Below are 23,951 nucleotides of genomic sequence, written 5' to 3'. Positions count from 1 at the left end.
GTCAACATATCAATAGAACCTCGTCATTATGTCCGGTCCATTCACAGTCCTGAATATTCATTCATCACTATGGTCCGTCCACGCTTCAATCATTCGTCGTTCGTGGGGGTTGACCAAATTAACCACTATCGGTTCGGGTTTTCCCCGCATAAAATCGACTTATAGTCATAGCTGGCACACAGCAAAAACATATTCTCGGCCCATGGCAATAGGACAAGCTGATTAACATGAATGAATCACGATTCTCCCCTTCGCAATTGCCCCGGCTGACTCACCCTGATGGCACGGCAATCAAAGTTCTCGTGGTCGATGATGAACCTTCATTGGCGGAATTGGTCGCCATGGGAACCCGCATGCTCGGCTGGGAAGCCACGATGGCCCACGATGGGCCCGAAGCAGTAGCCACCGCTCGCTCCCTGGCGCCGGACGTACTGGTTCTCGACTGGATGCTGCCTGGGTTCGACGGCCCCGAGGTGCTGCGCAAGGTGCGCACCCACTTCCCTGAAATCCCCGTACTTTTCCTCACTGCCAAGGACGCGGTTGAAGACCGTATCGAGGGCCTGGGGGCCGGTGCAGACGACTACGTCGCCAAGCCCTTCAGCCTCGAAGAAGTCCTGATCCGATTGCACCGACTCGTGGAACGTTCCGGCGCGGCCACTGCGGATTCCGCTGAATTGGTGGTCGGCGATCTGGTGCTGAACATGGACTCGCACGACGTATCCCGCGCAGGCCGCGAAATTTCGCTGACCGCCACCGAATTCGACCTGCTCAGCTACCTGATGAACAACGCCCGCCGCGTGGTATCCAAGTCGCAGATCCTGGACAACGTCTGGCACTACGATTTCGACGGCCAGGCGAACATCGTCGAACTGTACATCTCGTACCTGCGCAAGAAGATTGACGTTGACGCAGAGCCGATGATCCACACCGTGCGTGGCGTTGGCTACGTGCTGAAGCCGGCTGCATGAGTTTCTTTTCCCCGAATACCAGGGTGAGCTCGCCGCACGCGCTGCAGCGCAAACTGCTGCTCATCCTGCTGACCTCGGTCACCGCCGTATCTGTCTTGCTCGGCCTGCTCTATAACGCGGGCATGCGCCAGACCTTGATGGACCAGCTCAACAGCCAGCTGCGGCTCACCACCGAACGCGCGCTGAATTATTCGCAGGGTGCACCAGCGGTGAACTCCCGGCTTGATGCCCCCGGCCAGTCCGCCGGCACGCTGACCGCGCGGTTCGTCGACAAATACGTCTTCAACGGCGGGGTGCTGGACGAACGCACCGGCGTGCTGAAGCAGCTGAGCCAGGAAGATGCCATCCCGATGGTGGATCTGGAGCTGAGCACGTTGCGTGCCGGCGGGCAGTTCAAGCCGGTACGTGCCCACCTGACTGTGGGCGACTATTACCTCGTCGCAGTCAAGGACTCTGGATCCAACGGCATCCTGATTGTCGGTTTGCCCCTGCACAGCACCGATCTGGCGTTGCGCGGCATGGCCTGGCTGACGCTGTTCATCGCCTTGATCCTGATCGCCGGTGCGGGCCTGGCCGGTTCGTGGCTGATTTCCCGCTCGCTTGCCTCGCTGAAGCGCGTGGCCACCGTGGCTGCTTCGGTTGCCGCCGAAGAGCTTGATTCAGGAAAGGTGGACCTGACCCAGCGCGTCCCGGCGCAAGATGCAGTCCCCGGCACCGAGGTGGGCAATGTCGGCAATGCGCTGAACGCGATGATCAGCAACGTCTCCACCGCACTGACCGCCCGCGAGAAGTCCCAGGCCCAGATGCGCCAATTTGTCGCCGATGCCTCGCACGAACTGCGCACTCCGCTCTCGGCGATCCGCGGCTACACCGAGCTGCTCTCGGCCACTGAGCATTTCTCCCCGGACGGGCAGCGCTCGGTGGACCGCGTTCTGCAGCAAAGCAGCCGAATGAGCTCACTGGTTGAGAATCTGCTGCTCCTGGCTCGGCTGGATGAGGAGAATGCGTTCAAGCGCAGCGAAATTGACCTGTGCTCGCTGACATCGGATATCACCGAGGACTTCAAGCTCACCGCGAGCGACCACCATTGGGAGTTCGACTGCCAGGCGCCGCAGACCATTGTCAATGGCGACTCGGCCTCGCTTCGCCGGGTGATCACCAACCTCTTGGCCAACGCCCGCAAGCACACGACGGCCGGAAACACCGTCACCGTTTCGGTGGACCAAGACGAAGACACCGATGAAGCCATCATCCGGGTTCACGACACCGGTGAGGGCATTGCCCCGGAATTCCTGCCTCGGGTCTTCGAACGTTTCACCCGCGCCGACAAGGCGCGTTCTGGCTCCGATGGCACGACCGGGCTGGGCCTGCCGATCGCCAAGAGCATCGTCGAAGCCCACGGGGGCACCGTCACGGTCACCTCCCAGCCAGGAGATACCGTCTTCGAGGTCCGGCTTCCGCTGGACACGCCCGAAACCGGTGAAGAAACGCCGAAGGCTGCGGTGTAGTCACCGCAGCCTTCGGGCACATCGCTTAGCTGGAACTAGGCAATGGGCGGGGTCACGCCATACAGGCGGTCGCCGGCATCGCCCAGGCCTGGGATGATGTAGGACTTCTCGTCCAGCTTTTCGTCCATCGCTGCCAGCACGATGTGCACGCGATGATCGCCACCGTGGATTTCCTTCAGACGCTCGATGCCCTCAGGGGCAGCGATCAGGCAAATGCAGGTAACGGATTCTGCGCCGCGTTCGAAGATGAACTTGATGGCCTCGGCCAGGGTGCCGCCGGTGGCCAGCATCGGATCCAGCACGAACACTTGGCGGCCGGCCAAGTCATTTGGCACGCGGTCAGCGTAGGTGATGATGTCCAGGGTTGCCTCGTTGCGGGCCATGCCCAGGAAGCCGACCTCAGCGGTCGGAACCAGGCGGGTCATGCCTTCGAGCATGCCCAGGCCGGCGCGCAGGATGGGGACAACCAGCGGGGTCGGCTTGGCAATGGAGGTACCGGTGGTGGTGGCGACCGGGGTCTGCACCTCAACGTTTTCGGTTTTCACCTCGCGGGTTGCCTCATAAGCCAGCAGGGTGACCAGTTCGTCGGTCAGCTGGCGGAAAATCGAGGATGGGGTGTTCTTATCACGAAGAACCGAAACCTTGTGTGCCACCAGTGGGTGGTCGACTACCTGTACGCGCATAAGTAGAAATCTATCAGCACCGACTCAGGCAAATCGAGAGATATCCCCGATTTCCCGCCGTTAAAGCACTTTGGTGTGCCCAAGGAAACAGCAAACTTCAGTGCAGTGCGCAGTGCACCACACTCCGAGCGCCCGGCTACCGTCCCAAAACACGTAAAGTGAAAGCACTATGGTGCACGAATTTGATGCTTGGATGGACCTCGCCTTGGCTGAAGCGCGCGAAGCGCTGGCCACTGATGACGTACCTATCGGCGCCGTCATCCTCTCCCCCGAAGGCGAAGTCCTGGCCACCGGACGCAACGAGCGCGAGGCCATCAAGGACCCCACGGCGCATGCCGAGGTGGTCGCCATTCGCAATGCGGTCAAGGCCTTGGAAGCCAAGGGACAAGATGATGGCTGGCGCTTATCCGACTGCACCCTGGTGGTGACCCTTGAGCCCTGCGCCATGTGCGCCGGGGCAATAGTCCTTTCGCGCATTCCCAAATTGGTCTTCGGGGCCTGGGATGAGAAGGCCGGCGCGTGCGGCTCGGTCTTCGATATCGTCCGTGAACCGCGATTGAACCACTGGGTCGAGGTGTACTCGCGGGTCAAGGAAGAAGAATGCGGTGACCTGTTGCGTGAATTCTTCCGGAGCAAGCGCGGCTAGAACCCGACGTTGATGTGTTTCGGAACACTTCAGGCCAAAAACAGCGCTCTCGTTTTTGTTTTCGCCTGATGTTCGTTATAGAGTTATCAGGTCTGGTGACGTGTCCGAGCGGCCGAAGGTGCAACACTCGAAATGTTGTGTACGGTAACCCCGTACCGTGGGTTCAAATCCCACCGTCACCGCCAATGAAAACCCCTGGTCAGCCAGGGGTTTTCTTCTTTTAAAGAACTGGCGTGGTGCACATGTGGTGCATATTTCAGCGGAGGGTAGTTACGACATGCCCATCCTTCGTTGTGAACACGGCTACCACCACCATGCAGGCCCGCACTCCTGCGACTGGGTGAACCACAACGAAGAATGACCATACTGGGCATCGCGCAAGCAGGACGAAAAAGATCTCTAGCCTCCCGCCGGCTGCCGCACCTGCTGCGCGCGCTTGCCCTCAGGAAGCCGGGCACAGAGAAAGGTCCCCCTGCTGCTGTATGCGGCAAGGGGATCTCTTCGGGTTAGGCTCAGCGGATCTGGACATTGCTCGTCTCGGCTCATTCGACGAACGAGCCGGCGTTACCTACTATCGTGAAGTGCTGGTCTTCGAGTGGTGGCGGTAGTTGGTGAATGCCAGGATCAGTGCTGCGAGCAGCAGCACTCCGCCGACAGCCCATCCAACCACGGCGTAGTCAGTAAGCTGAGGGACGCGAGGCAGATTGATCGCGGCTACCGCAAGGAACAGAAGCACCACCACGGTACTCTTCCTGGCGGCAGACGAATTGCTAGGTTGCTTTGTCATTTGCCGTTTCCTTTCTCGTGCCTAGCTGGCACCGCTCAGGCACTGTCCTACGGATGCGCCAGCGACAGCGGTGAACCCAGCCACGCAGATGATGCAGCCTGTTCCAACGGTAACAGCACAGAATGCCGCACAGGTGGAGATGATCACGAGCGCCGCCATGGTGGAGATGCCCAGCGCGTTGAGGCACTTGATCACACCCTCGTTACCAGCGGCCGCAACGCCCACCGACGAGTCTGCAGGAGACATGGCGCTCAAAGCCTTCGCAGCCTGAGCTTCAGCTTCGGGAGTGGCTTCAACAGTCCACTGCTTAAGGAGACTCCCATCGACCCACTGCTTCACATCGGCAGTGCTGTCGCTGGTGTACGTAGCTTGAACCTGCGCAAAGCTCTGGACAACGTCTCCCGCGGCGTCGACGACGGCAACGGCGAACGAACCCTCGTCGTGGCCGTCGCCAGACGTAGCCACTGCCACCATCAACGAACTGGAGCCATTGATCCGGGCGACGTTTGCCTGCTTGATATCGACTTCTGCGCCGTTTCGCAGCTGAGCGTCGAAACTCGGCTCAGCTATTGCGATCGCTCGCTCAACAGTTGAATCCGAAAGCGGCCGGTTGGTTGAGAACGAGCTTTCGGAAGCGTTGACCGGACTAGCAACCGCGAAGAGCATCGCCCAGCCTGCAACCATCGCGATGATTGCTTTCGAAATCTTTTTCATGTTGACCACTTCCTATTTCTGGGCCTGGTCGATGCAATAGCCGACCTGGCCGCCCCAGACGCCCGCAGCTGCCGCGATGCAGCCCACGCAGCCGAGCCCAACGGTTCCTACGCAGACCGCCGCGCAGGCGATAGTGATGGCGGTAATAACCCAGCCAGGGATGCCCGCGTTGGCAAGGCAGTTGTTGAGCTTGTCCCAGAAACCGGCATATGTGGTGACGTTGTTTGCCGCGTCAGCAGTGGTCAATTGCTTGTCCATGGTCAGATTTCCGTCAACCCACATGCGGGCATGACCAGATGCATCGTCGCCAACGAAAGCCATCTCTGTGCGCTGCGCAACGTTGCCTGAGTTGTCCAGGAGTGCACCGACTGTGGCGAGCTGGACGCCGTCGCCGACGAGCGGGTAGCTCACATACGATGTCCCGTCTGACATCGACCATGCTTGGACGCCGGAACGGTCAACTTTCAGACCTGAGAGCGACTCTGTTGGAAGATCGGCATTCTTGGCCAACTGTAGGGCCTCCGACTTCGACAGAATCTCTGCGTTCTCGCCGAAGCTGGCGATGCTGGTCACAGCCGGAGACGAAGCGGCCGCCGCTGGCTTAGTCAAAGCCGTACTCAGGCTCAGGACCAGGGAAGCGATTGCCACGAACGCGATCGCGAGGTACGTGACCCCGGAGCTGGATTGTTGTCTTGATGTTGGGATTGGAATGCAGTGGTCTTCATTTGACCTGACCGCAATCGAGTGAAGTTTGAGCTTCACGACTATCACCTTTTGAATGAATCGAAATCTACATCTTCGTAAAGATCGGCGCATCATCTGCCGTGCCAAGCGGGGGTCGACCGAAATCGAGCCTCCGCAACAAAAGTCCTCGGTCTGGATCGAATTGCCTCAGATACGAGCACGTTTAATAATCACCATTAAATAAGAACGGCGTAAATACTACTTAAGTAGGAGGGGCGAACCCGGGCAACGCCAAGACCGGATGGTTCACCGGAGCCGTGAAGCGAGCCCAGGCGTCCGACAAGTCGTTCCGCAGGGTCACGCCCCACGACCTGCGGCACACGGCGGCATCGCTGGCAATCAGCGCCGGGGCCAACGTCAAGGTGGTACAGCGCATGCTCGGCCACAAGTCGGCCAAGGTCACGTTGGACACCTACGCGGCACTGTTCCCCGACGACCTCGACAACGTGGTCGAAGCCCTCAGCAAGCAGCGCGCCGAACAGCTCTAACGGTGGTGCACTGTGGTGCATTTTGGTGCAGGAATACCTGTGGGACGTGGTGCGCACCTGTGAGCCAATGAGCCCAGATGCCAGTAAACACAAGGGATATTCGGGAGCTAGCAGTAATGGCGCGGATAGGATAATGGGTTCAAATCCCACCGTCACCGCGTTGAATAGCCCCGGAATCCTTGTGATTCCGGGGTTTTTCTTATCTCAAATCGGCTTGTTGCCTTAAACTCCGGATCTGTTGCATTAAAGATAGAACAACCGGGTTAAAGGTAGAAGTGGCGACGGTACAACGACGAGAGCTAAAGCACGGTTACAGTTATCGAGTCGTTTGGCGGGAACCGGATGGAACTCTCCAACAACGTACATACAACAATGACGAAGACAAGGCGAAAGATCGCAGTCGCAGTTTCGCTTGCACTTACGGATCACCAAACTGACGGCATCCATGACCGTCGTTCTCATACTAGCTGAATCCAAACAGCTAGTGTCCGCGTTCCAAGCTGGCGGTGGTCCCGGAGCCTACTACAACACCGGAACCACCGATAGGGGTTCCCAGCTACAGTTGCTGCCAACAAACGGTAAGCAAGAAGGCAAACAAACGGTGCAACCGATCACAGCGGACCCTTCCCGGTGCATTGGGTCAGGCCGCCTATCAATCACCCTAGCGTCGAGCGAGGTGTAGGCAAAGAGGCTGGTCTGATTCATTGGGAATCCACAACAGATTCAAATCCCGACCCGTACTGGGGAGTGCGGCCTTGTTGCTCGTGAGAATCCACCCGCGTGTTGTCACTTAAACTAATCCAGCCCTCGCTGATTCGATCATCAACGAGGGCTGGTTGCGAGTTTTGCGCTGGGCGATGGATCCCCATCCATCTCCCCAAAGACTTCCGATTCCCCAAAAAACGTTAGTCCGGCGTGAAACCTATGCACAGAATACTTCGTCAAGCCCATAACGCCTAGAGAATTTTTGGAATTGGGAAAAGTTTTTATTTTATCCCCGCCCACTTCACCTTTCACTCTCCTGCAACTACAGTAGCTATTGGCCTAGGCCAATTACGAAAAGTCACCAGTCAGGCATTGAGTTCGTTTCCCCAAGAGCGGCCTCACGCTGGTGAAACCCGTCAGCGTCCCCCAAGTGCTGGCGGGTTGCCTGCCTTAATGCGGAAAACCGCCCCATTTTTGTAGACTGCTCCCCGGAAGTAGTACTGGTTTCCCTATCCAAATTCTGGGGAGCAGTCCACAATGGTTCCCGGGGGTTCGCTCTACCTAGAGCTAGTTCGCGAAGGTATCGGTGAGCTTGCCCTTGGCATCCCACAGCGCCAGCGAGTCGCCACCGTTGTTCAGGATTCCCGGTCCGTCCACGTAGTAGGCTTCTTCGCTGTTGGTACCCGGACCCGAGTACACGCGCAGCTGATCTCCTGTCTCCAGCTCGTATCCTTCTCCAATTTCCAGGATGTTGTTAGCGGCATCGCGAATGATGTAGCCGCTGACATCGATGGTGCGCTTTCCGGTGTTCTCCAGGATAACGTGCTCGCCATTTTCCGGGGCGATGTCATCTCCCGGCACGTCATTGATCGCGTTGGCAATCACCACGCCATTGTTGGCAGGGAAATCTTTCTGGCCAGCGATGTGGCGGTTCACCTGTGCTGGGAAGTCGCCGGTGATTCGCTCAACACCCAGGGCCAGTGCAGCATCGGCTGCTTCGACGGCGTTGACGGTGTAGACGCCCAGGCCCAAGCCTGCGTCCTTCACGCGCTGCGCACCGGCGGCGTCAAGGGTGCGGTAGCTAGTGCCGAAAGAATCCGCGTAGGTCGCGTAGGTTGCCAGTTCCGCGGCAGAAGGCACGGTTCCGGTCAGCTGCTGCAGTGGTACTTCAGGTGCCAGTTGGGCAAAGATCTGGTTGGATGCTGCGTCGAAGCTAAGGACCTCGATCTTGTTGGCCTCTGCCAGTGCCTTCCATTCAGGATCCTCAGCCAGCGCGTCGGCTACCAGCTTCTCCACGCCAGGGGACTTGGCTGGATCCTTGATTTCGATGAATACTCCCGTGCCACCGGTCAGTGCACCTGGAACCTCATCGAAATGGGGAATTTTCGTTCCCTCGAACTCGTCTGAGAAGTAGGAACCGGCATCGAGCTGCTGCAGTTCTTCCCAGGTAAATGACGTGATGGGGTCATTGACGCGGTCAGGGAAGACCTCTGCCACGTTCGTGGTGCGGGAGGGCGTACCGTCGTGGAAGATGAACGGTACTCCGTCCTTGGACAGCTGCACATCAATTTCGATGAATTCGGCGCCGGACTGGCTGCCTGCCTTGATGGCAGCCAAGGTGTTCTCCGGTGCCACGCCTGCTGCTCCGCGGTGGCCGATGATCAGTGGATCAGATCCAGTCGGTTCGATCTGAGCAGCCACGGCGGGAGCTGCCAGGGTGACGGCCAAAGCCAGAGTTGCCGTGCCAAGGGTGATATTGCGCAGTTTCATGGAGCACTTCCGTCGGTGTCATTGGTGTACACCGGCCATGTTTCCGCGCGCTGATGACTGCGACCCCACACTGAGCTGAATCAGAGATTAAGCTTTTCTACTCAATCTCATGCGTGCTGAACTGGGTTTCCAGATTCGTCCCGTTCAATTCAAGGTAGATTTGCCCCTCGGTCACCGAGACGGACATGGTGTTGCGGCGGGTCAATGCTTGGGCCGCTGCATCAATGAATTTGGGGTCGAAGGAGCGCACCATGATCTCCTGCGACTGGTGGATCGTTTTGCCGCGCCAAGAAGCCAGAAGCTTGGCAGGATCGCGGTGCGTGTAGACGGCGGTGCGGTCTGCCCGCTTGCTGCCCAAATGCAGGCGTTGGGCATCGGGGGCGCCCACTTCAATCCACGCGGTGATGAGTCCGGTCAGATCCTTGACCAAAATGGCTGGCTCTTCCCCGGTGGAAACGCCTCCGGCCGAGAAGGCGATGCCTTCTTCATATTCGAGGCAGTAGGCCAGCACACGGGTGACCATGTAGGAATCGGTTTCTGACGGATGCTGCGCAACACGGAGCGAAAGATCCTCGTAAACCCCGCGATCTACATCAGCAAGTTGAACTTCAAAGGTGTGTATAGTCGCGCCGATAGCCATAGTTCTCGAGTTTACCGTGAACGCCACGGCTCCATCGACGAGAGGTACGTGGGCTAAGCCTTCGCCTCGCGATTTCGAACCACGAAGAATCCCGCCAGCGATGACAAGCTGGCCACGGCCGCAAAGATGCCAACCATCGGATTTCCGCTAAAGGAAAGCACCGAACAAACAGCAAAAAGAATGGTAGAAACAACGAACAGGGTCTTCATAAATAAATCCTATTTGATACAGCTCGCGGATAAAAGACATATCCAGACGGTGGCAGTTTTTCCACTCAGCCCTTGAGCCACTGGCAAAAGCGCTCAACAGTATCGGGCATGCAGCTACCGGGACTCCGTTCATTATCATCTGGCAGCCAGCGTCGCGCTATCCACCGGCTGATACCGAAAAACCAGTACGAGGTGCACGCGCACCTCGTGGTGCGCCCGACCCAAGCACACGGAACCGCTACCGACGCCACGATTCTTCTTGGGCTTCACATCCTGCCAGCATGGTCTACACTGAGGCCCACTGGCCACCTGCTGGGGATCCGATGAGCTTCCGGGATATCTGGAGCGCCGGCCTGCCATCGACGGGCCTTTAACCAGCGCAGCGCAAGAAGCTGGTCCATAGCCATACATCTGCCTGAACATCCCCGCGCCGCGAACTGCCCGTCCGGTGGGCCCTCTGGCCTCCGCTCACGCTGGTTGCAAAGTCCCAGATAACAGGTGGGTCTGGTGAGTAATCCGGAATCCGCTTCCGTCGACCACCCGGTGCAGCTGGCCTTCCATGACGGCCGGTCCCTGCTGAGGCGAAGGGAACACGGTGCTACTTATGCAACGCCCTCCGGATGCTCGTCGGCCCATCGATGCGCCCGGGAAACCAGCTGCTCCGACAGCCCGGACAAGTCTCCCTTGACGCTGCCCAGCGCAAGTCCGAGCAGGAAGGTACTCAGGGGTGCTGCTGGTCGGGCCACCTCGTGAGCTACATGCTTGGCAACATCAAGCACGGTAGCGATATCCACTTCGCCGGAGTCCAGACCCAATTCCTTGGCGGCTGCTTCCAGCCAATCGTTCAGTGCTTCGGGTGGCAGATGCTGTGCCATGGCTTTCCTTTCATTCTGGCGGGCGCTTTCCAGTGCCTGCGGGGTATCAATGTCGCTGCTGGTTTCATCATCCACCGGTACCCGCGCCAGCTGCAGCTGATTCAAGGCTCGGCGCACCGGGGCATTGACCAGGTTCCCGCCCAGCTCTGCGCAGACCGAAGCCAGTGCCGAGGTGCGATAGATTCCAGCCAGCCATTGGGTGTGGCCTTGCGCGTCAACCAGCAGCAAGCCATCGGCTGCGCGTTGCCCAAAGTCGTTGATCAACGCAGTGGCCACCGCGACCGGCCGTTGCAGGTCGCAGGCCAGAACCATGGTCCATTCACTGCCTGCGCTGGCAGCTAGTTCTGCAAGCCCGGCAGCGATGCCTGCCAAGGGACCAGCGAATGGCGGATCCTCCCGGAGAACGGAATCGGCCTTGGCACCAGCGGAATCCGGGCCGACCACAACGACGCGTAGTGCGCCGGTTGTGCGGGCCGCGGCGACCACGCGGTCAACCAGGCGCTGTCCGTGCAGCTCTATTTCGGCTTTGCCTTCGCCGCCCAGCCGAGAGCCCCTGCCGCCGGCGAGCACCAGGGCATTGAAGTTGGCGAGCTGCCGCGTGCTCATGGGATCATCCCCAGTACCTCGACTTCATCGCCGGGGTGGATCTGGTTGACGCCAGCCGGGACCAGCGCGTAGCCCTGGGCAGCGCCGAACCCGCCCACCGAGTGGGAAATGCTGCTGGCGTGAACCGCCGGGGCGCACCGCAGTTGCTCCCCAGGCTCGAAGACTACCGGGATGACCTGCATGCGTCCGGCCGCGGCTTTCCATCCCACCGCGGCGATGGCGCGCAAAGTCGGGCGCAGCACCTCGCGGTGGCCTTGCATGGCCCGCAGGCACGGGCGCACGAACAGCTCGAAGCTGACTGCTGCGCTGACCGGGTTGCCGGGCAAGGCGAAGACCATCGCACCGGCCTCCAAACGGCCCGCGCATTGCGGCTGGCCGGGGCGGATCTTCACCCGGGCCGCCTGCACTGCCGGTTCGGCTTCCAGCACCTGGCGCATCACATCGTAGGCGCCGGGGCCTACTCCCCCAGTGCTCAGGATGGCATCATGCGTGGAGCCGAGCACCTCCAGCTGTTCGCGGACCGCTTGAGTGTCATCCACGCAGTGCACCACGGTAGCTGCCTGTATGCCGGATTCAGCCAGGAGCCCTGCCATGAGCAGCGAATTGGTTTCCGGGATTTGCCCGCGCGAGAGCCGTTCACCGGGCGCAAGCAATTCCGCCCCGGTGACCAGCACGGCCACCTTGGGCCGTGTGCGCACCGACAGCTTGCTGGCACCGGCTGCCGCCAAGGCGGAAAGACGGGCCGCGGTGAGCTGCTCGCCGGCATAGGCCACCAGGTCACCGGCGGCCTTGTCCTCGCCGCTGCGGCGGATGTCCTTGCCTGCTGGCACCGGCCCATGGATCTGCACGGTGGCGGCATCCCAGCCATCTGCAGCGGCTGAAGTGTCCTCGATGCGCACCACGGCATCGGCATCCGTCGGGATCGGAGCACCGGTCATGATCTTCACGCACTGGCCCGGTTCCAGCTTCGGGTCCCAGCCGCTGCCCGCGGGCACTTCGCCGACGACTTCCAGGGCAATTGGCGCCTCAGCGGTATCCTCGGAGCGCACCGCATAGCCGTCCATCGCCGAGTTGTCCCACAGCGGCAACGGGTGCGTGGAGGTGGCATCCTCGGCCAGCACCGCGCCGTGCAGGAGGGCGAAACCGCCTGCCACCTCGATCTGCTGCGGGGCCAACGGCACGACCTGCGACAGCAGCCGCGCGCGGTGCACTTCAAGTTCCACGGGTTCATTGACGGTGCTCATGGCTGCTCTCCCTGGATGCTCCTGGGGTGCTGCGCTGGCAAGGTAGCCACCACCGCGCGCACAAAACGGTTGGCCGGATCGGCGAAGACCTGCTCGACGGTTCCCTGCGCAATGATGCTTCCCCGTTCCAGCACCAGCAGGTCATCGGCGAGCGCCAAGGTGTCGGCGGCCGAATGCGAGACGACGATGGCGCTGGTCGCGGTGCGTTCCAGCTCTTCGCGCACCAATGCGCGCATGTCCATGGCGGCTTCGACATCCAGCGAGGCGAAGGGCTCGTCGATCAGCAGGATCTTGGGCTGGGCGGCCAAGGCCCGGGCCAGCGCAATGCGTTGGCGCTGCCCGCCGGAGAGGGCCTCGGGCCGGTGGGTGGCGATTTCTTCCAGTCCCAGCCGCCCGATCCATTCGGCGGCCACGGCCTTGGCGGCAGCCTTGTCCAGTCCCCCGGCCCGGGCGCCAAAGGCGATATTCTTCAGCGCATCCAGGTGCGGGAACAGGTGCGGGTCTTGGCCCAGCAGGCCCACCTCGCGCAGGTGCGGCGGGCGGTGCTGCTTCGCGTCAGCCAGCAGGGAACCGGAAAGCTCGATGCGCCCCTCGGCAATCTTCTGGATCCCGGCAATCGCATGCACAATGGTCGACTTGCCCGAGCCGCTAGGGCCCATCATCGCCAGCGTGGTGCCGGCAGGCACTTCGAATTCAACGGCCACGTCGAATCCGGTGCGCGGCACGCGCAGCGCAACCTTCAATGTCATTTCAAGGCCCCCGGACGCCAGGCGCGCACCAGCAGCAGCACCGCTACCGCGGTGGCCAGGAGCAGGATCGACAGGGCAACGGCCGAGTCGCGTCCAGTTCCAGCCCCGTTGAACGCGGTGTAGATGGCCAGCGGCATGGTCTGGGTAACCCCCGGCGCGTTGCCGGCGAATAGCGCGGTGGCCCCGAATTCGCCGATGGCCCGCGCGAAGCACAGGATCACGCCGGCCACCAGTCCGGGGGCGGCCAGCGGCAAGGTGATGCGGGTGAGCACCATCCAGCGCCCGGCGCCCAGGGTGGCGGCGGCTTGTTCGTACCCGGCGCCGGCGGCCCGCAGCGATCCTTCCACGGAGAGCACCAGGAAGGGCAGGGCCACGAAGCTCTGGGCAATGACCACCGCGGCGGTGGAAAAGGGCAGGGTAATCCCCCACAGGGAATCGATGAACTGGCCGATGGGGCTGGTGCGCCCGAAGAGGAAGAGCAGGGCCACGCCGCCGACCATGGGCGGCAGCACCAGCGGCACGGCGATCAAGGCCCGCAACAGCTGGGCAACCCGGGCCGAACTGCGGGCCATCAGCACCGCCAGCGGCACGCCGAGCAGCACGCACAGGGCGGTGGCAGCCACCCCGGTGCGCAAGCTCAGCCAGAGCGCCGAGAGGGCTTGGGGGCTGGTGGCATCGGCCACCAGCGTGGACCAGCTGGCACGGGTGAGAAGCGCCAGCAGCGGCAGCACCAGCAATCCCACGCCCAGCAAGGCCGGGGCAATGGCGAAGCCTGGAACCCGTACCCCGGTATCGCTAGCCATTGGCCTGCGCAGCCCCGGTGCCGAAACCGTGCTCTGCCAGGATTTCCTGGCCGCGCTCGCTGATCACGAAGTCCACGAACGCCTGCGCGCCGGGGTTCTGGCCCAGCGTGGCGATCGGATAGGTGTTCACGACCTCGTCGGCTCCTTCCGGAACGATCGCGGCGACGTTTTCGTCACCCAGCACATCGGTGGCGTAGACCAGTCCGGCATCCGCTTCGCCGGCGGCCACCTTCTGCAGCACCGCGGTGACATTCTGCTCCTCGCTGGCCGGGACCACTTCGACGCCCTGGGCCTGGAGCAGCTGGCGTGAGGCCGAGCCGCACGGCACCTGCTGCGCGCACAGCACCGTGGTGGCCCCGGCAAGGTCTTCCAGCGAATCGATATCCGCCGGGTTCTCCTGCGGCACCGCGATCACCATGGTGTTGCTGGCGAAGATCACCGGCTCGTGGCCGAACCCGGCCTCGGTCACCTCCAGCATGTTGCGTTCATCTGCCGAGGCGAAGACATCCACGTTTGAGCCTTCAAGGATCTGCGTGGCCAGGGTCGAAGAGCCGTCATAGGAGATGCCGGCAATCTGCACCTCCGGATGTTCTGCGGTAAACTCCTCGGAGATCTGTTCGAAGGCGCTCTGCAAGGAGGCTGCCGCGGAGATGGTGATGGGTTCGGACGCGGCCTGATCGGAAGAGCCGCTGGCCGAACAGCCCGCCAAAGCCAGCACGGTCGCCGCGAGCCCGGCAAGGGCTCGGAACCGTGGAAACGGGCGGTGCTGCATGGGATCTCCTTGAAATCGGGGGCTGGTGCCAATGCTACCGTCGAGCCAACCGGGGCCGATCCATTTTGCGTACTTGATTTGTTACTTTCAGGTTAACCGTCTTCCACGCAACGGTGCCGGGGGCTACTGTGGAGTGTATGAAAGCACAAGCGGCCGGCACCCTGGGCGATGCCCGTGGACGGCCCCTGCATGACCTGCGGATTTCGGTGACAGACCGCTGCAATTTCCGCTGCGTCTACTGCATGCCCAAGGAGATCTTCGGCCGCGACTTCGTTTTCCGCGAGCGCTCCGAGCTGCTCAGCTTCGAGGAGATCGAGCGGCTGGCCCGCGTCAGCGTTTCGCTGGGGGTCACCAAGCTGCGGTTGACCGGCGGCGAGCCGCTGCTGCGCCGTGGCATCGTGGACCTGGTGGGCATGCTCGCCAAGCTGCGCACCCCCGAGGGCCAGCCGGTGGATCTGGCAATGACCACCAACGGGTCGGCGCTGCCGGTGCTCGCACCTGCGTTGAAGGAAGCCGGGCTGAACCGCGTGACCATATCCCTGGATTCCTTGGATGACGAGAAGTTCAAGGCCATCAACGACGTGGACTTCCCGGTCTCCCGGGTACTGCACGCCATCGACGTGGCCCGTGAAGTGGGCCTGGGCCCGGTGAAGATCAATACCGTGGTCAAGCGCGGGGTCAATGACTCGGAGATCCTGTCGCTGGCCGAGCACTTCCGCGGCACTGGGGCGATCCTGCGCTTCATCGAATACATGGATGTGGGCACCACCAACGGCTGGAAGCTGGATGAGGTGCTGCCCTCCTCCGAGGTCGTGGCCATGGTCAATAAGTGCTGGGCGCTGGAACCGGTGACTAAAACCGAACCGGGTGAAACGGCCAACCGCTGGCGCTACAAGGACGGCGCCGGAGAGATCGGTGTGATATCCAGCGTCACCAACGCCTTCTGCGGCAACTGCTCGCGCGCCCGGGTCTCGGCCGAAGGCCAGCTCTACACCTGCCTGTTCGCCGGCTCCGGCTACGACCTGCGCCAGCTCATGCGCGACGGGATCAGCGATGAGGATCTTGCCAAGGCACTGACCGGGCACTGGCGCAAGCGCGATGACAACTACTCGGAGCTGCGTGCGGCGCTGACCCCGGGCAACCGCAAGCGCATCGAAATGTCCTACATCGGGGGCTAGGGGTTCTTGTTGCTTCTTAGACGCCGTGCGACGGTTATGGCCTCTTCTGCGACAATCTCATAATTTTGCCGACTCCCAGACAAAGGAATTGAGTCTTCTCCATACTTGTCATAAGCGAGTTCAAGTAATTCGCTGGTGTCGCTGAGTCTTAAAGCGTTGACCAGGTGCCCTAAATCAAGAATGTCTTTGTCGCGCTCCGCCGCCAGCTTCATGGCGGTCAAAGTCGGCAAATCAGCAACTTCGACTGCGGAAAGAATAGAGTCCGGCGCGGGAGCCCAAGAGGCATTGTCGGGGATGAAAGCGGCTGCACTAGAGTTCAACCACTTTTTAGGCAAACCGTGTTCGGCCGCCATCGCCTCTATGATTTTTTCGACTTCTGTCCGATGCGAGTAGTAAGCATCGATATCTTCCGTAGCACGATCAATCAGGCCGTGAAGAAGCATAGCCGAGCCCCCGACGACTCTAATTCTCACGTTGAGTCCCTGTTCGTTCAGGCGCCGTTCGAGTTCTGCGAGCAGGTCAACGACTCTGTTTCTTCCCAAGCCCGTTCTACTCATGCTGTTCCCAAGCTCCGTTGTCGAATCCACACATTCAGTTCTTGAAGTGCTGGAGGCGTCTCAGCGCGAATTAGCTCCTTCATCTTCTCCCCTACCGGATACAACTTTTCCGAGAGGAACACGGGTTCCGTTGGTCGCACAATGTCCGAGGTCCACTGCGGGACTGGCGTATTGGTCTGGCCCGCAATCCACTTAGTTATGGCCGCCAGAGCCACTTGGTATTGCGAGTCCTCCAATTCAGGCGACTGTGCCAAGAGTGGACGCCCGGCTTCAAGAGATTCAGTCGAATATTCACTGATGAGACGCAGTGCGAACTCGAAATTTTTGGCTTCCAGGGTCTGTCGGAAGTCCTCAGCTATTTCAGCGCCCCTGTCATTAATAATGCGTAGCCCAGGCTCCTCAAACCCAAGTCTCTTCAGAACCCTAAGCACTAATCCCAGAGCCACCGTTTCTTTCCCTGCTTCCAAGTCAACGATGAACTTACGCGAAACCCCTACCGAATTTGCCAAGGCAGCTTGGGTCAGCCCTAGGAAACCACGTTGGGTCCGGATCTTATCCGCCAGGCTTCCGACAGTGAACGATGGGGTTTTCATATTCAAATGATGTCACCGTACGGTGACTTTGTCTAGAAGTTTGATTGCCGCCTGTTGTTATCCCATGGTCTTCTGCCCATCCAGGGATTCGCGGATGATGTCCGCATGCCCTGAATGCTGGGTGGTCTCGGCGATGATGTGCAGCAAGGTGCGGCGCACCGACCAGTGGATATCGACAAACCATGGGGCCGAAGGCAACTCGTGCACGGTGTCCAGATCCAGCTCAGCCAGCAGCGCATCGGTGCGGTCGGCAATCAAAGCGTAGTTTTCCAGCACCGCGTCGAGAGTATCTCCTGGCTGCATATGGAATTCGTTATGGAATGCTTCGATCGCTTCGGGTGGCATCTGGCTGAAATCCGCACCGTCCCACGCCATGGCTGCCCGGCCTTTGACCATGAATTCCTGCCACTGTTTTTCGACTGCGCTGACATGTTTGATCAACCCGCCGAGGGTCAGCTCGCTCACGGTGGTTCGCTGCTCCGCCTGCTCATCGCTCAAGCCTTGGACCGTAAAACGCAAAAAATGCCTCGCGTTGGCCAGGGTCTGGAACAGGTCGGCGCGTTCTCCGGTGAGCTTGGTGTTGGTGATGGCCATGGTGCTCATGATTGCCTCCTGGCATAAGCTGCAGCCGGTATTTCCAGCTGGTAGTAACCAGAATAGAAGTGAAAAGTGCCAGTTTTTGTCCTAAATCAAGGCAGACTTATCGTATGAGTACCAGTACCAGATTCTTGCGCTTACTCTCGCTACTGCAGACCCATCGCTATTGGTCCGGAGACGAGCTCGCAGAACGCCTTGACGTCAGCCTGCGCACCGTTCGCCGGGACATCGACCGGTTGCGTGACTTGGGCTACCCAGTGCAGGCCGATCGCGGTGTGGGAGGTGGTTATCAGTTAGCCTCCGGCACCGCGTTGCCTCCCCTGGTGCTCGACGATGAGGAAGCGGTGGCACTGGTGGCGTCGCTGCAATCCACCGTGCATGGCGGGTCCTCCGCTCTGGCTGAAGCGGCGCTGCGAGCATTGGGGAAAGTGGTACCCGTGCTGCCGGCCAGGCTGCGTAAACGGGCACAGGCCTTGACCGCGAGCACCATCCCGCTCAATTCCCAGTCTTCCGCCTCGGATCCCGTGGATCCGGCAGTATTAGTGGCCTTCGCCCAAGCCTGCCGTGATCATGAACGAATCGCTTTCGACTACAAGGATGCCAAGGGAGCAGCAACTTCACGCCGGGTAGAACCGGTCCAGTTGGTGAATGTTGGCAACCGCTACTATCTCGTGGCTTTTGATCTGGACCGCGATGATTGGCGCAGCTTCCGCGTGGACCGCGCACAGAACCCAACACCCAGGGCCTTGCGCTACACACCCCGACAGGTGCCAGGTGGCGATGCATCAAGCTTCGTTCGTGCTGGACTGCGTGGCAGCGGACAACCAGATGTGAGTGCGCGGGTGCATGCCAGCGCAGAACAACTGGAGCCGCTGATCGGCCGCTGGTTCCAGATCGAAGAAATCGACGACGGCAACAGCCTGGTGAGCACCGAGAATATGAACCTTGACTGGGCCGCGTTCGGGCTGGCGATGAGTCAGGCCAAAGTCAGCGCTGTTCAGCCGACAGAACTGCGAGAGCTACTCGATTCGTGGATAGCGAACCTTTCGTCAGAGCCCTGTCGCTAAAACCAAGCTCCGGAGGATCTCTGTACAACGCACGCAGGCCGTTAGCCCTTACGCTCATGAAATCGTAGTTATATCCCCTCCCGAACTATGACATTCGCGTGGATGATGCACCCGGTCAGTGTTCGAACGTGGAAGAAAACCCAATGAATCCGAAAGCAAGTCTCCAGATATCTTATTGATCCACTGGACACGCAATCCGGCGGAACTTGCGCGCTCTCTCTCGAATTCCAACGAGACGAGCGCCGATAATAGACGGTCACAAACACGTCACTCAAAAAATCAACACCGGCTGCAATGATTTCCGGGGGCTTCAAATGACTACACAGCTAATCTGCACGAACGGTCACAATCGTTCAACATCCACTACGTTGGCCAATCCGAGCTAAATCGAATGGAGCCTTTGAAACTTGATACCGATCAACGGCAAAACTGGGACTAGTAACTCCTCCGGGTCATCTCCCCCGCAAACAGGTCCGACCATAGATACTCATTATTTGACAAAGCTCGCAACGGGCACCTTCTTGAAACGTATCCAAAGACCATCGGCCCGTTTGACCAAATTATGGGTGATCGCTCGTCAAAAATTTCATCCTCTAGTTTCAATTGTGCATAATGACTCCAAGACAGGAGATAAATTGACAGAGATTATCACGACAACAGTTGCTCTTGTTGGTCTATTCGTAACAGCAGCACAGTTCACGGCGGCCGCCAGGGCACGGAAAGCGGCCGATTTCTGGGGAGACCAGATCGAAAAAACCGCCTCCTTGCGATCCGAGGAAGATGAGACGATATCCGATCACTACCAGAATGCCTTGTCGCTGGTTTACGCCGTTGAGCGAGTCCCTGGATGGAAGTTCGCTCTACCAGTTGGTTCTCTTTGCTTTCTAACTCTATGGCTATTCGCAACAAGCGTTCTTTTCAAAGGATTCATACTTAGTCCAGTGTCAGCGGAGGGGCAGTTGGTGGCATTTACAGGCGTCTACGCTCTTGCGGCCACATTTGGAATTTTTGCTACATTGCAAAAACTATTGACCCTTCAGGTTCACCGCACAAAGACCAAGATCGGATTCAAAGTCGAAGAATTTTACGACCCGGCACTCTTCGAAGTAAGACTATTTAAACATGTAAAGAAGTGTCTTGCCCTTGCCACTGCTGGGATCTTGTTGGCTTCTTTCGCGGTTGCTTGTTTCTCCGGCTTTCCGGTTCTCACTCAAAATAATGATGAAATCCTCGCCGCGGGCTTCCTTAGCAGCATTATTGCAGCCATAACCTTATGGTTTTCCATTCACAAGTTCACCTCAATCTACAGGAACCCGCTTGACGAAAATAACCTGGTAGTCACTCTTAAAGCCCATTGATCTACGAATAAAGGATCGCCGCCTTACCCGAATCTAGTCAGCATCCGAAGACGAAATCCCCTCCCAGTACGACCCCAAGGGAACGCCTAAGTAGATTCACTGATGGCTGGAAATGCTATTGCATTCCGCATCAGCCCGCGAGCGGTCCGCATGAAGCCATGCCCCGTTATCTTTTTGATAGTCCCTAAAAAGAGGATCATAGGGACTGTCGGCCGACCAATCTCGGCATGGTGTCTTGCCTCTATCTAACCAATGATCATAGGGGGTGTTGCCACCGAGATTGGGATGGCAGCGTGGTGATTGCTGATTAGGGGCGCGGCGCCAAGACACTGGACGCCTGTCATAACGTGGATGTAAGACTTCGCTACCGACGGTTGGTCGACCTTGAACAAGAACTAGTTCAAAGGAGCACTAGTCATGATCACCGCGGATATCGATATTTTCCTCGGCCTGGACGTAGGGAAAACCGACCACTGGGCCTGCGCCGTCACCAAGGACGGCACCAAAATATGGAACAAGACCCTGCCCAACGACGAAGCCAAACTCGTCTCGGTCTACCAGAATCTCAGTGCCAAAGGCACCGTCCTGGTCGTCGTGGATCAGCCAGCTACCATCGGAGCCCTCGCTGTTGCCGTCGCCCAGCACCTCGGTATTCCGGTGGCCTATCTGCCCGGATTATCGATGCGGCGTATCGCAGATAGGTATCCTGGCACGGCGAAAACCGACGAAAAAGACTCGTTCATCATCGCGGACGCGGCCCGCACCATGACGCACACGCTGCGCAGCATCCAGGTCTCTGATGAGGATGAAGCCACCCTGGGCATGCTCACCGAATTTGATCTGGATCTAGCCAGGCAGATCACCCAAACCAGCAACAGGATCCGCGGGCTATTCACCCAAATCCACCCGCCACTCGAACGTATCCTCGGCCCGTGGCTGGAACACGACGCCGTCCTTGAAGTCCTCGCTATCTGGCCCACTCCAGCGCAACTGAAGCATGCTGGCAAAGTGCGGATCGATGCGAAGTTGAAGAAATATAGTGCTCGCCGGCACACCGCCTGGGCTTCAACCATCATTGACGCTTTGGAGGAGCAGAGCGTCATCGTGGTCGGCACTGAGGCCGCGGGGCTGGCGATCCCTCACCTCGCCCGGCAGCTGGTCTCGTTGCATGCCCAACACGTAGACGTGGCCACGCACTTGGAAACCATGGTGGAGGCCCACACTCTTTACCCGGTCCTGACATCCATGCCAGGGGTTGCCGTCAGGACCGCTGCGATCATCATCGCCGAGACCTCCGGCAAGACCTTCACCAGCGCCGCCGCACTGTCCTCCTACACCGGATTGGCTCCGACCACGCGCCAGTCGGGAACGTCTATCAAGTCTAAGCGCGTCAGCCATTCAGGGAACAAGCGCTTGAAACGAGCACTGTTCCTCTCGGCGTTCGCGTCCATCCGCTTTGATCCGACCAGCCGGAACTATTATGACCGGAAACGAGCTCAAGGTAAACGCCATAACCAAGCGCTCATCGCTTTGGCCCACCGACGGCTCACGGTCCTGTTTGCGATGCTCCGGGATGGCTCACTCTATGATGTTCCGGAGTTGAAAATAGCTTGACACAGAACATAGGGGCACCCCCAGGTCTCGGTATCCATAACCAATGCATCAACCTGATCGACACTACCCGTTACCGAACGAGAAGATTAGGTTACCGGTCCGTTTCCATCTTTAACTCCCTATGCGCACTACTCAGTAATGCAAAGAGCCTTTTTGGACATTGACACCTCTAATTTGCAATAAGAAGTTAACTGCAAAACGTGGACGAGCAGGCATGCCGGCGGCGCTAATTCTTCGTTGAGCCTGCCCCGCCCCCGACACCATTCAAATTGAATCTCAAGTACTGTCTTGGCTCTACACTCAACGAACATCATCGAGAAATACGAATAATGATTCTTTAACGCAGTGTTCTTCGTGCGGCTCACCGAGCCTTATGCCCCCGTAACCGCCCCATAATTGAATGCGGCATCACAGAAGTAAACAGCGATAGTTTTCGCGACGTTCACGCTGATCAAGCGAGAGGTTCCACTAAAAGTACCGCATTGGCTTCTAGAAAAACTTCACATCATTTCACCCTTGGCCAAAGTCAGCGACGTCCACCCGGCAGAACTGCGAGACCTACTCGATTCTTGGACGGAGAATCTCGGCTCCTGATTGCGAAAGTTGTGAGATGCAACAAAAAGCGTCTTGAGAGCTTGACGGCGACACAACCGCGAGGCGTATAGTCACTCGCGTGCTAACAACATTCAAATCGTTCGGAGTAAATGCTTTGATTAGTAATTACTTAAAGTTTGAATCATCGGCATAGTCATCTCTACGTACCCTGAGGCTCTCCGCCCGTCTGTCGACGACGCCTACGAAAGGCTGATTCATGTCCATTGCCGACTTTACCGCTGATGCACAAACCATACTTCCCGATCTGATTAAACTGCGCCGTGAGTTGCATGCGGACCCCGAGCTCGGACTTAATCTGCCCCGCACTCAGCAGAAGGTGCTCGACGCGCTTGAGGGGTTGCCGCTGGAAATCACTACCGGCACCCGCACCAGTTCGGTCACTGCAGTGCTTCGCGGAGAACTGCCCGGCCCGACAGTCCTGCTCCGCGGCGATATGGACGCTTTGCCGATTCTCGAAGCGACCAATCTGGACTTCGCCTCTGCCAACGGCAATATGCACGCCTGCGGCCACGACCTGCATACCGCGGGACTGGTGGGCGCAGCCAAGGTGCTGTCGGCTCATCAAAGTGAACTACATGGCTCGGTCATCTTCATGTTCCAGCCAGGCGAAGAAGGCCACGGCGGAGCGAAGATCATGCTTGAAGAGGGACTACTCGCCGCAGCCGGAGACCCTCCAGTTGCTGCCTACGCGATCCATGTGGGACCCGGCCCACGAGGAGTCTTCGCAACACGAGGTGGTCCAGTAGCTGCTGGCTCGAACCAGCTGACAGTGAAGCTGAAAGGGCGCGGTGGACACGGTTCGCAGCCTCACCAGACCCTGGATCCAGTTCCTGCCGCGGCCGAACTCGTCCTGGCCTTGCAAAGCTTCGTGACTCGACGATTCAATGCCTTCGACCCGGTGGTACTCTCGATCACCCGGCTGTCCACCGGAGACGGTGCAATCAACGTCATCCCGGAGAGCGTCGAGCTGGCGGCCACTATCCGCACCATGTCTCATGAATCGCTGGCTGTCCTGGAAGAAGGACTGCCACGAGTCATCAACGGTGTGGCGGCAGCCCATGAACTCACTGCTGATGTGAGCTTTGAAACGCTCTACCCGGTGACCGTGAACGATCCCGCCGAGACGGAGGCGGCGCTGACAACGATGCGCGAAATCTATGGTGAACAGCGCGTGGCTGTAATGCCTTCGCCAATGATGGGCTCGGAGGATTTCGCGTTTGTGCTCGACGAAGTACCCGGCACGTTCATCGCATTGCTGACCACTCCACCGGAAATGACCGCCGAGGAGGCCGAGTGGAATCACTCACCACGGGTGGTCTTTGATGAGTCGGTGCTCTCAGATCAAGCTGTAGCCCTGGCAGCGATCGACTCTTCTATGTCTGTCAAGCCGCAACCGGAACCTCTTCAATCATTTTTGAAGCACTGAAGATTCTGAAGATCCGACGGGCGAGATAGCGTTTG

At 59.2% G+C, this 23,951-nt stretch carries 23 protein-coding genes, 1 tRNA gene and 1 pseudogene; 10 read left to right on the top strand and 15 right to left on the bottom strand.

Annotated elements, in window-relative coordinates:
* The first annotated feature begins 227 nt into the window (after positions 1-227).
* Complete coding sequence (locus EDF61_RS18355; protein WP_105658820.1) at positions 228-968, top strand: response regulator transcription factor; 741 nt, start codon at positions 228-230, stop codon at positions 966-968.
* Between the two features lie 23 nt (positions 969-991).
* Positions 992-2,476: a sensor histidine kinase gene (locus EDF61_RS18350; RefSeq protein WP_286172350.1), complete on the top strand. Its 1,485-nt coding sequence runs from the start codon at positions 992-994 to the stop codon at positions 2,474-2,476.
* 35 nt (positions 2,477-2,511) lie between these two features.
* Here EDF61_RS18350 and upp read toward each other — a convergent pair whose 3' ends face one another.
* Positions 2,512-3,159 (bottom strand): uracil phosphoribosyltransferase, encoded by a 648-nt coding sequence (gene upp / locus EDF61_RS18345; RefSeq protein ID WP_105658822.1) that lies wholly within the window; start codon positions 3,157-3,159, stop codon positions 2,512-2,514.
* Positions 3,160-3,328: 169 nt separating this feature from the next.
* Between upp and tadA the strand changes: the two genes are divergently transcribed.
* Both tadA and EDF61_RS18335 read left to right on the top strand, forming a co-directional pair.
* Entirely contained in the window at positions 3,329-3,805 is a 477-nt protein-coding gene (gene tadA, locus EDF61_RS18340; protein ID WP_105658823.1) for a tRNA adenosine(34) deaminase TadA, read from the top strand.
* Between the two features lie 94 nt (positions 3,806-3,899).
* Positions 3,900-3,990 (top strand) — tRNA-Ser (locus EDF61_RS18335).
* Positions 3,991-4,376: 386 nt separating this feature from the next.
* On the opposite strand, the gene EDF61_RS18330 is transcribed toward EDF61_RS18335, so the two are convergent.
* Genes EDF61_RS18330 through EDF61_RS18320 form a run of 3 tightly spaced genes read right to left on the bottom strand, consistent with a single transcriptional unit; the run spans position 4,377 to position 6,068 of the window.
* Entirely contained in the window at positions 4,377-4,592 is a 216-nt protein-coding gene (locus EDF61_RS18330) for a hypothetical protein (RefSeq protein ID WP_133835086.1), read from the bottom strand.
* Between the two features lie 21 nt (positions 4,593-4,613).
* Positions 4,614-5,306 (bottom strand): hypothetical protein, encoded by a 693-nt coding sequence (locus EDF61_RS18325; protein WP_133835085.1) that lies wholly within the window; start codon positions 5,304-5,306, stop codon positions 4,614-4,616.
* Positions 5,307-5,318: 12 nt separating this feature from the next.
* Positions 5,319-6,068 (bottom strand): hypothetical protein, encoded by a 750-nt coding sequence (locus EDF61_RS18320; RefSeq protein WP_133835084.1) that lies wholly within the window; start codon positions 6,066-6,068, stop codon positions 5,319-5,321.
* Positions 6,069-6,289: 221 nt separating this feature from the next.
* On the opposite strand from EDF61_RS18320, the pseudogene EDF61_RS18315 reads away from it, so the two are divergent.
* Positions 6,290-6,538 (top strand): annotated as a pseudogene (locus EDF61_RS18315) (tyrosine-type recombinase/integrase); the annotation flags it as partial.
* A 1,272-nt stretch (positions 6,539-7,810) separates the two neighbouring features.
* Here the strand turns inward: EDF61_RS18315 and EDF61_RS18310 are convergent.
* The 8 genes from EDF61_RS18310 to modA all read right to left on the bottom strand — a co-directional run bounded on the left by EDF61_RS18310 (position 7,811) and on the right by modA (position 14,911).
* Positions 7,811-9,013 (bottom strand): glycerophosphodiester phosphodiesterase family protein, encoded by a 1,203-nt coding sequence (locus EDF61_RS18310; RefSeq protein ID WP_105662481.1) that lies wholly within the window; start codon positions 9,011-9,013, stop codon positions 7,811-7,813.
* A gap of 97 nt (positions 9,014-9,110) precedes the next feature.
* Complete coding sequence (locus EDF61_RS18305) at positions 9,111-9,653, bottom strand: YaeQ family protein (protein WP_133835092.1); 543 nt, start codon at positions 9,651-9,653, stop codon at positions 9,111-9,113.
* 53 nt (positions 9,654-9,706) lie between these two features.
* Positions 9,707-9,862 (bottom strand): hypothetical protein, encoded by a 156-nt coding sequence (locus EDF61_RS18915; RefSeq protein ID WP_166650883.1) that lies wholly within the window; start codon positions 9,860-9,862, stop codon positions 9,707-9,709.
* A gap of 602 nt (positions 9,863-10,464) precedes the next feature.
* Positions 10,465-11,343, bottom strand: coding sequence for an NTP transferase domain-containing protein (locus tag EDF61_RS18300; protein WP_105658830.1), 879 nt, complete (start codon positions 11,341-11,343; stop codon positions 10,465-10,467).
* Positions 11,340-12,587 (bottom strand): molybdopterin molybdotransferase MoeA, encoded by a 1,248-nt coding sequence (locus EDF61_RS18295; protein WP_105658831.1) that lies wholly within the window; start codon positions 12,585-12,587, stop codon positions 11,340-11,342. The genes EDF61_RS18300 and EDF61_RS18295 overlap by 4 nt, the downstream gene beginning before the upstream one ends.
* On the bottom strand, positions 12,584-13,336 hold the full coding sequence (locus EDF61_RS18290; protein ID WP_105658832.1) for an ATP-binding cassette domain-containing protein: 753 nt from the start codon (positions 13,334-13,336) through the stop codon (positions 12,584-12,586). Before EDF61_RS18290 ends, EDF61_RS18295 begins: the two co-directional genes overlap by 4 nt.
* Complete coding sequence (locus EDF61_RS18285; protein ID WP_105658833.1) at positions 13,333-14,139, bottom strand: ABC transporter permease; 807 nt, start codon at positions 14,137-14,139, stop codon at positions 13,333-13,335. Before EDF61_RS18285 ends, EDF61_RS18290 begins: the two co-directional genes overlap by 4 nt.
* Positions 14,132-14,911: a molybdate ABC transporter substrate-binding protein gene (gene modA / locus EDF61_RS18280; RefSeq protein ID WP_105662480.1), complete on the bottom strand. Its 780-nt coding sequence runs from the start codon at positions 14,909-14,911 to the stop codon at positions 14,132-14,134. Before modA ends, EDF61_RS18285 begins: the two co-directional genes overlap by 8 nt.
* Positions 14,912-15,048: 137 nt before the next feature.
* Here modA and moaA point away from each other — a divergent pair, with 137 nt between their 5' ends.
* On the top strand, positions 15,049-16,089 hold the full coding sequence (gene moaA / locus EDF61_RS18275; protein ID WP_105658835.1) for a GTP 3',8-cyclase MoaA: 1,041 nt from the start codon (positions 15,049-15,051) through the stop codon (positions 16,087-16,089).
* Here moaA and EDF61_RS18270 read toward each other — a convergent pair.
* Genes EDF61_RS18270 through EDF61_RS18260 form a run of 3 tightly spaced genes read right to left on the bottom strand, consistent with a single transcriptional unit; the run spans position 16,086 to position 17,842 of the window.
* Complete coding sequence (locus EDF61_RS18270; protein WP_133835083.1) at positions 16,086-16,646, bottom strand: DUF6036 family nucleotidyltransferase; 561 nt, start codon at positions 16,644-16,646, stop codon at positions 16,086-16,088. The two genes, moaA and EDF61_RS18270, sit on opposite strands and share 4 nt — an antisense overlap.
* Positions 16,643-17,239, bottom strand: coding sequence for a helix-turn-helix domain-containing protein (locus EDF61_RS18265; protein WP_133835082.1), 597 nt, complete (start codon positions 17,237-17,239; stop codon positions 16,643-16,645). The genes EDF61_RS18270 and EDF61_RS18265 overlap by 4 nt, the downstream gene beginning before the upstream one ends.
* Positions 17,240-17,296: 57 nt before the next feature.
* Positions 17,297-17,842: a DinB family protein gene (locus tag EDF61_RS18260; RefSeq protein WP_166650882.1), complete on the bottom strand. Its 546-nt coding sequence runs from the start codon at positions 17,840-17,842 to the stop codon at positions 17,297-17,299.
* 104 nt (positions 17,843-17,946) lie between these two features.
* Here EDF61_RS18260 and EDF61_RS18255 point away from each other — a divergent pair, with 104 nt between their 5' ends.
* From EDF61_RS18255 to EDF61_RS18240, 4 genes are all read left to right on the top strand, one after another.
* Positions 17,947-18,903, top strand: coding sequence for a helix-turn-helix transcriptional regulator (locus tag EDF61_RS18255; protein WP_133835081.1), 957 nt, complete (start codon positions 17,947-17,949; stop codon positions 18,901-18,903).
* Between the two features lie 494 nt (positions 18,904-19,397).
* Complete coding sequence (locus tag EDF61_RS18250) at positions 19,398-20,261, top strand: hypothetical protein (protein ID WP_133835080.1); 864 nt, start codon at positions 19,398-19,400, stop codon at positions 20,259-20,261.
* A 417-nt stretch (positions 20,262-20,678) separates the two neighbouring features.
* A complete protein-coding gene (locus EDF61_RS18245; RefSeq protein ID WP_133835079.1) occupies positions 20,679-21,875 on the top strand; it encodes an IS110 family RNA-guided transposase in 1,197 nt (398 codons plus the stop codon).
* A gap of 811 nt (positions 21,876-22,686) precedes the next feature.
* Positions 22,687-23,916, top strand: coding sequence for a M20 metallopeptidase family protein (locus tag EDF61_RS18240; protein WP_133835078.1), 1,230 nt, complete (start codon positions 22,687-22,689; stop codon positions 23,914-23,916).
* Positions 23,917-23,951 lie beyond the last annotated feature (35 nt).

The sequence above is a fragment of the Arthrobacter sp. JUb115 genome (genome assembly GCF_004365035.1).
Taxonomy (GTDB): domain Bacteria; phylum Actinomycetota; class Actinomycetes; order Actinomycetales; family Micrococcaceae; genus Glutamicibacter.
This window is presented reverse-complemented; position numbering and strand designations above follow the sequence as displayed.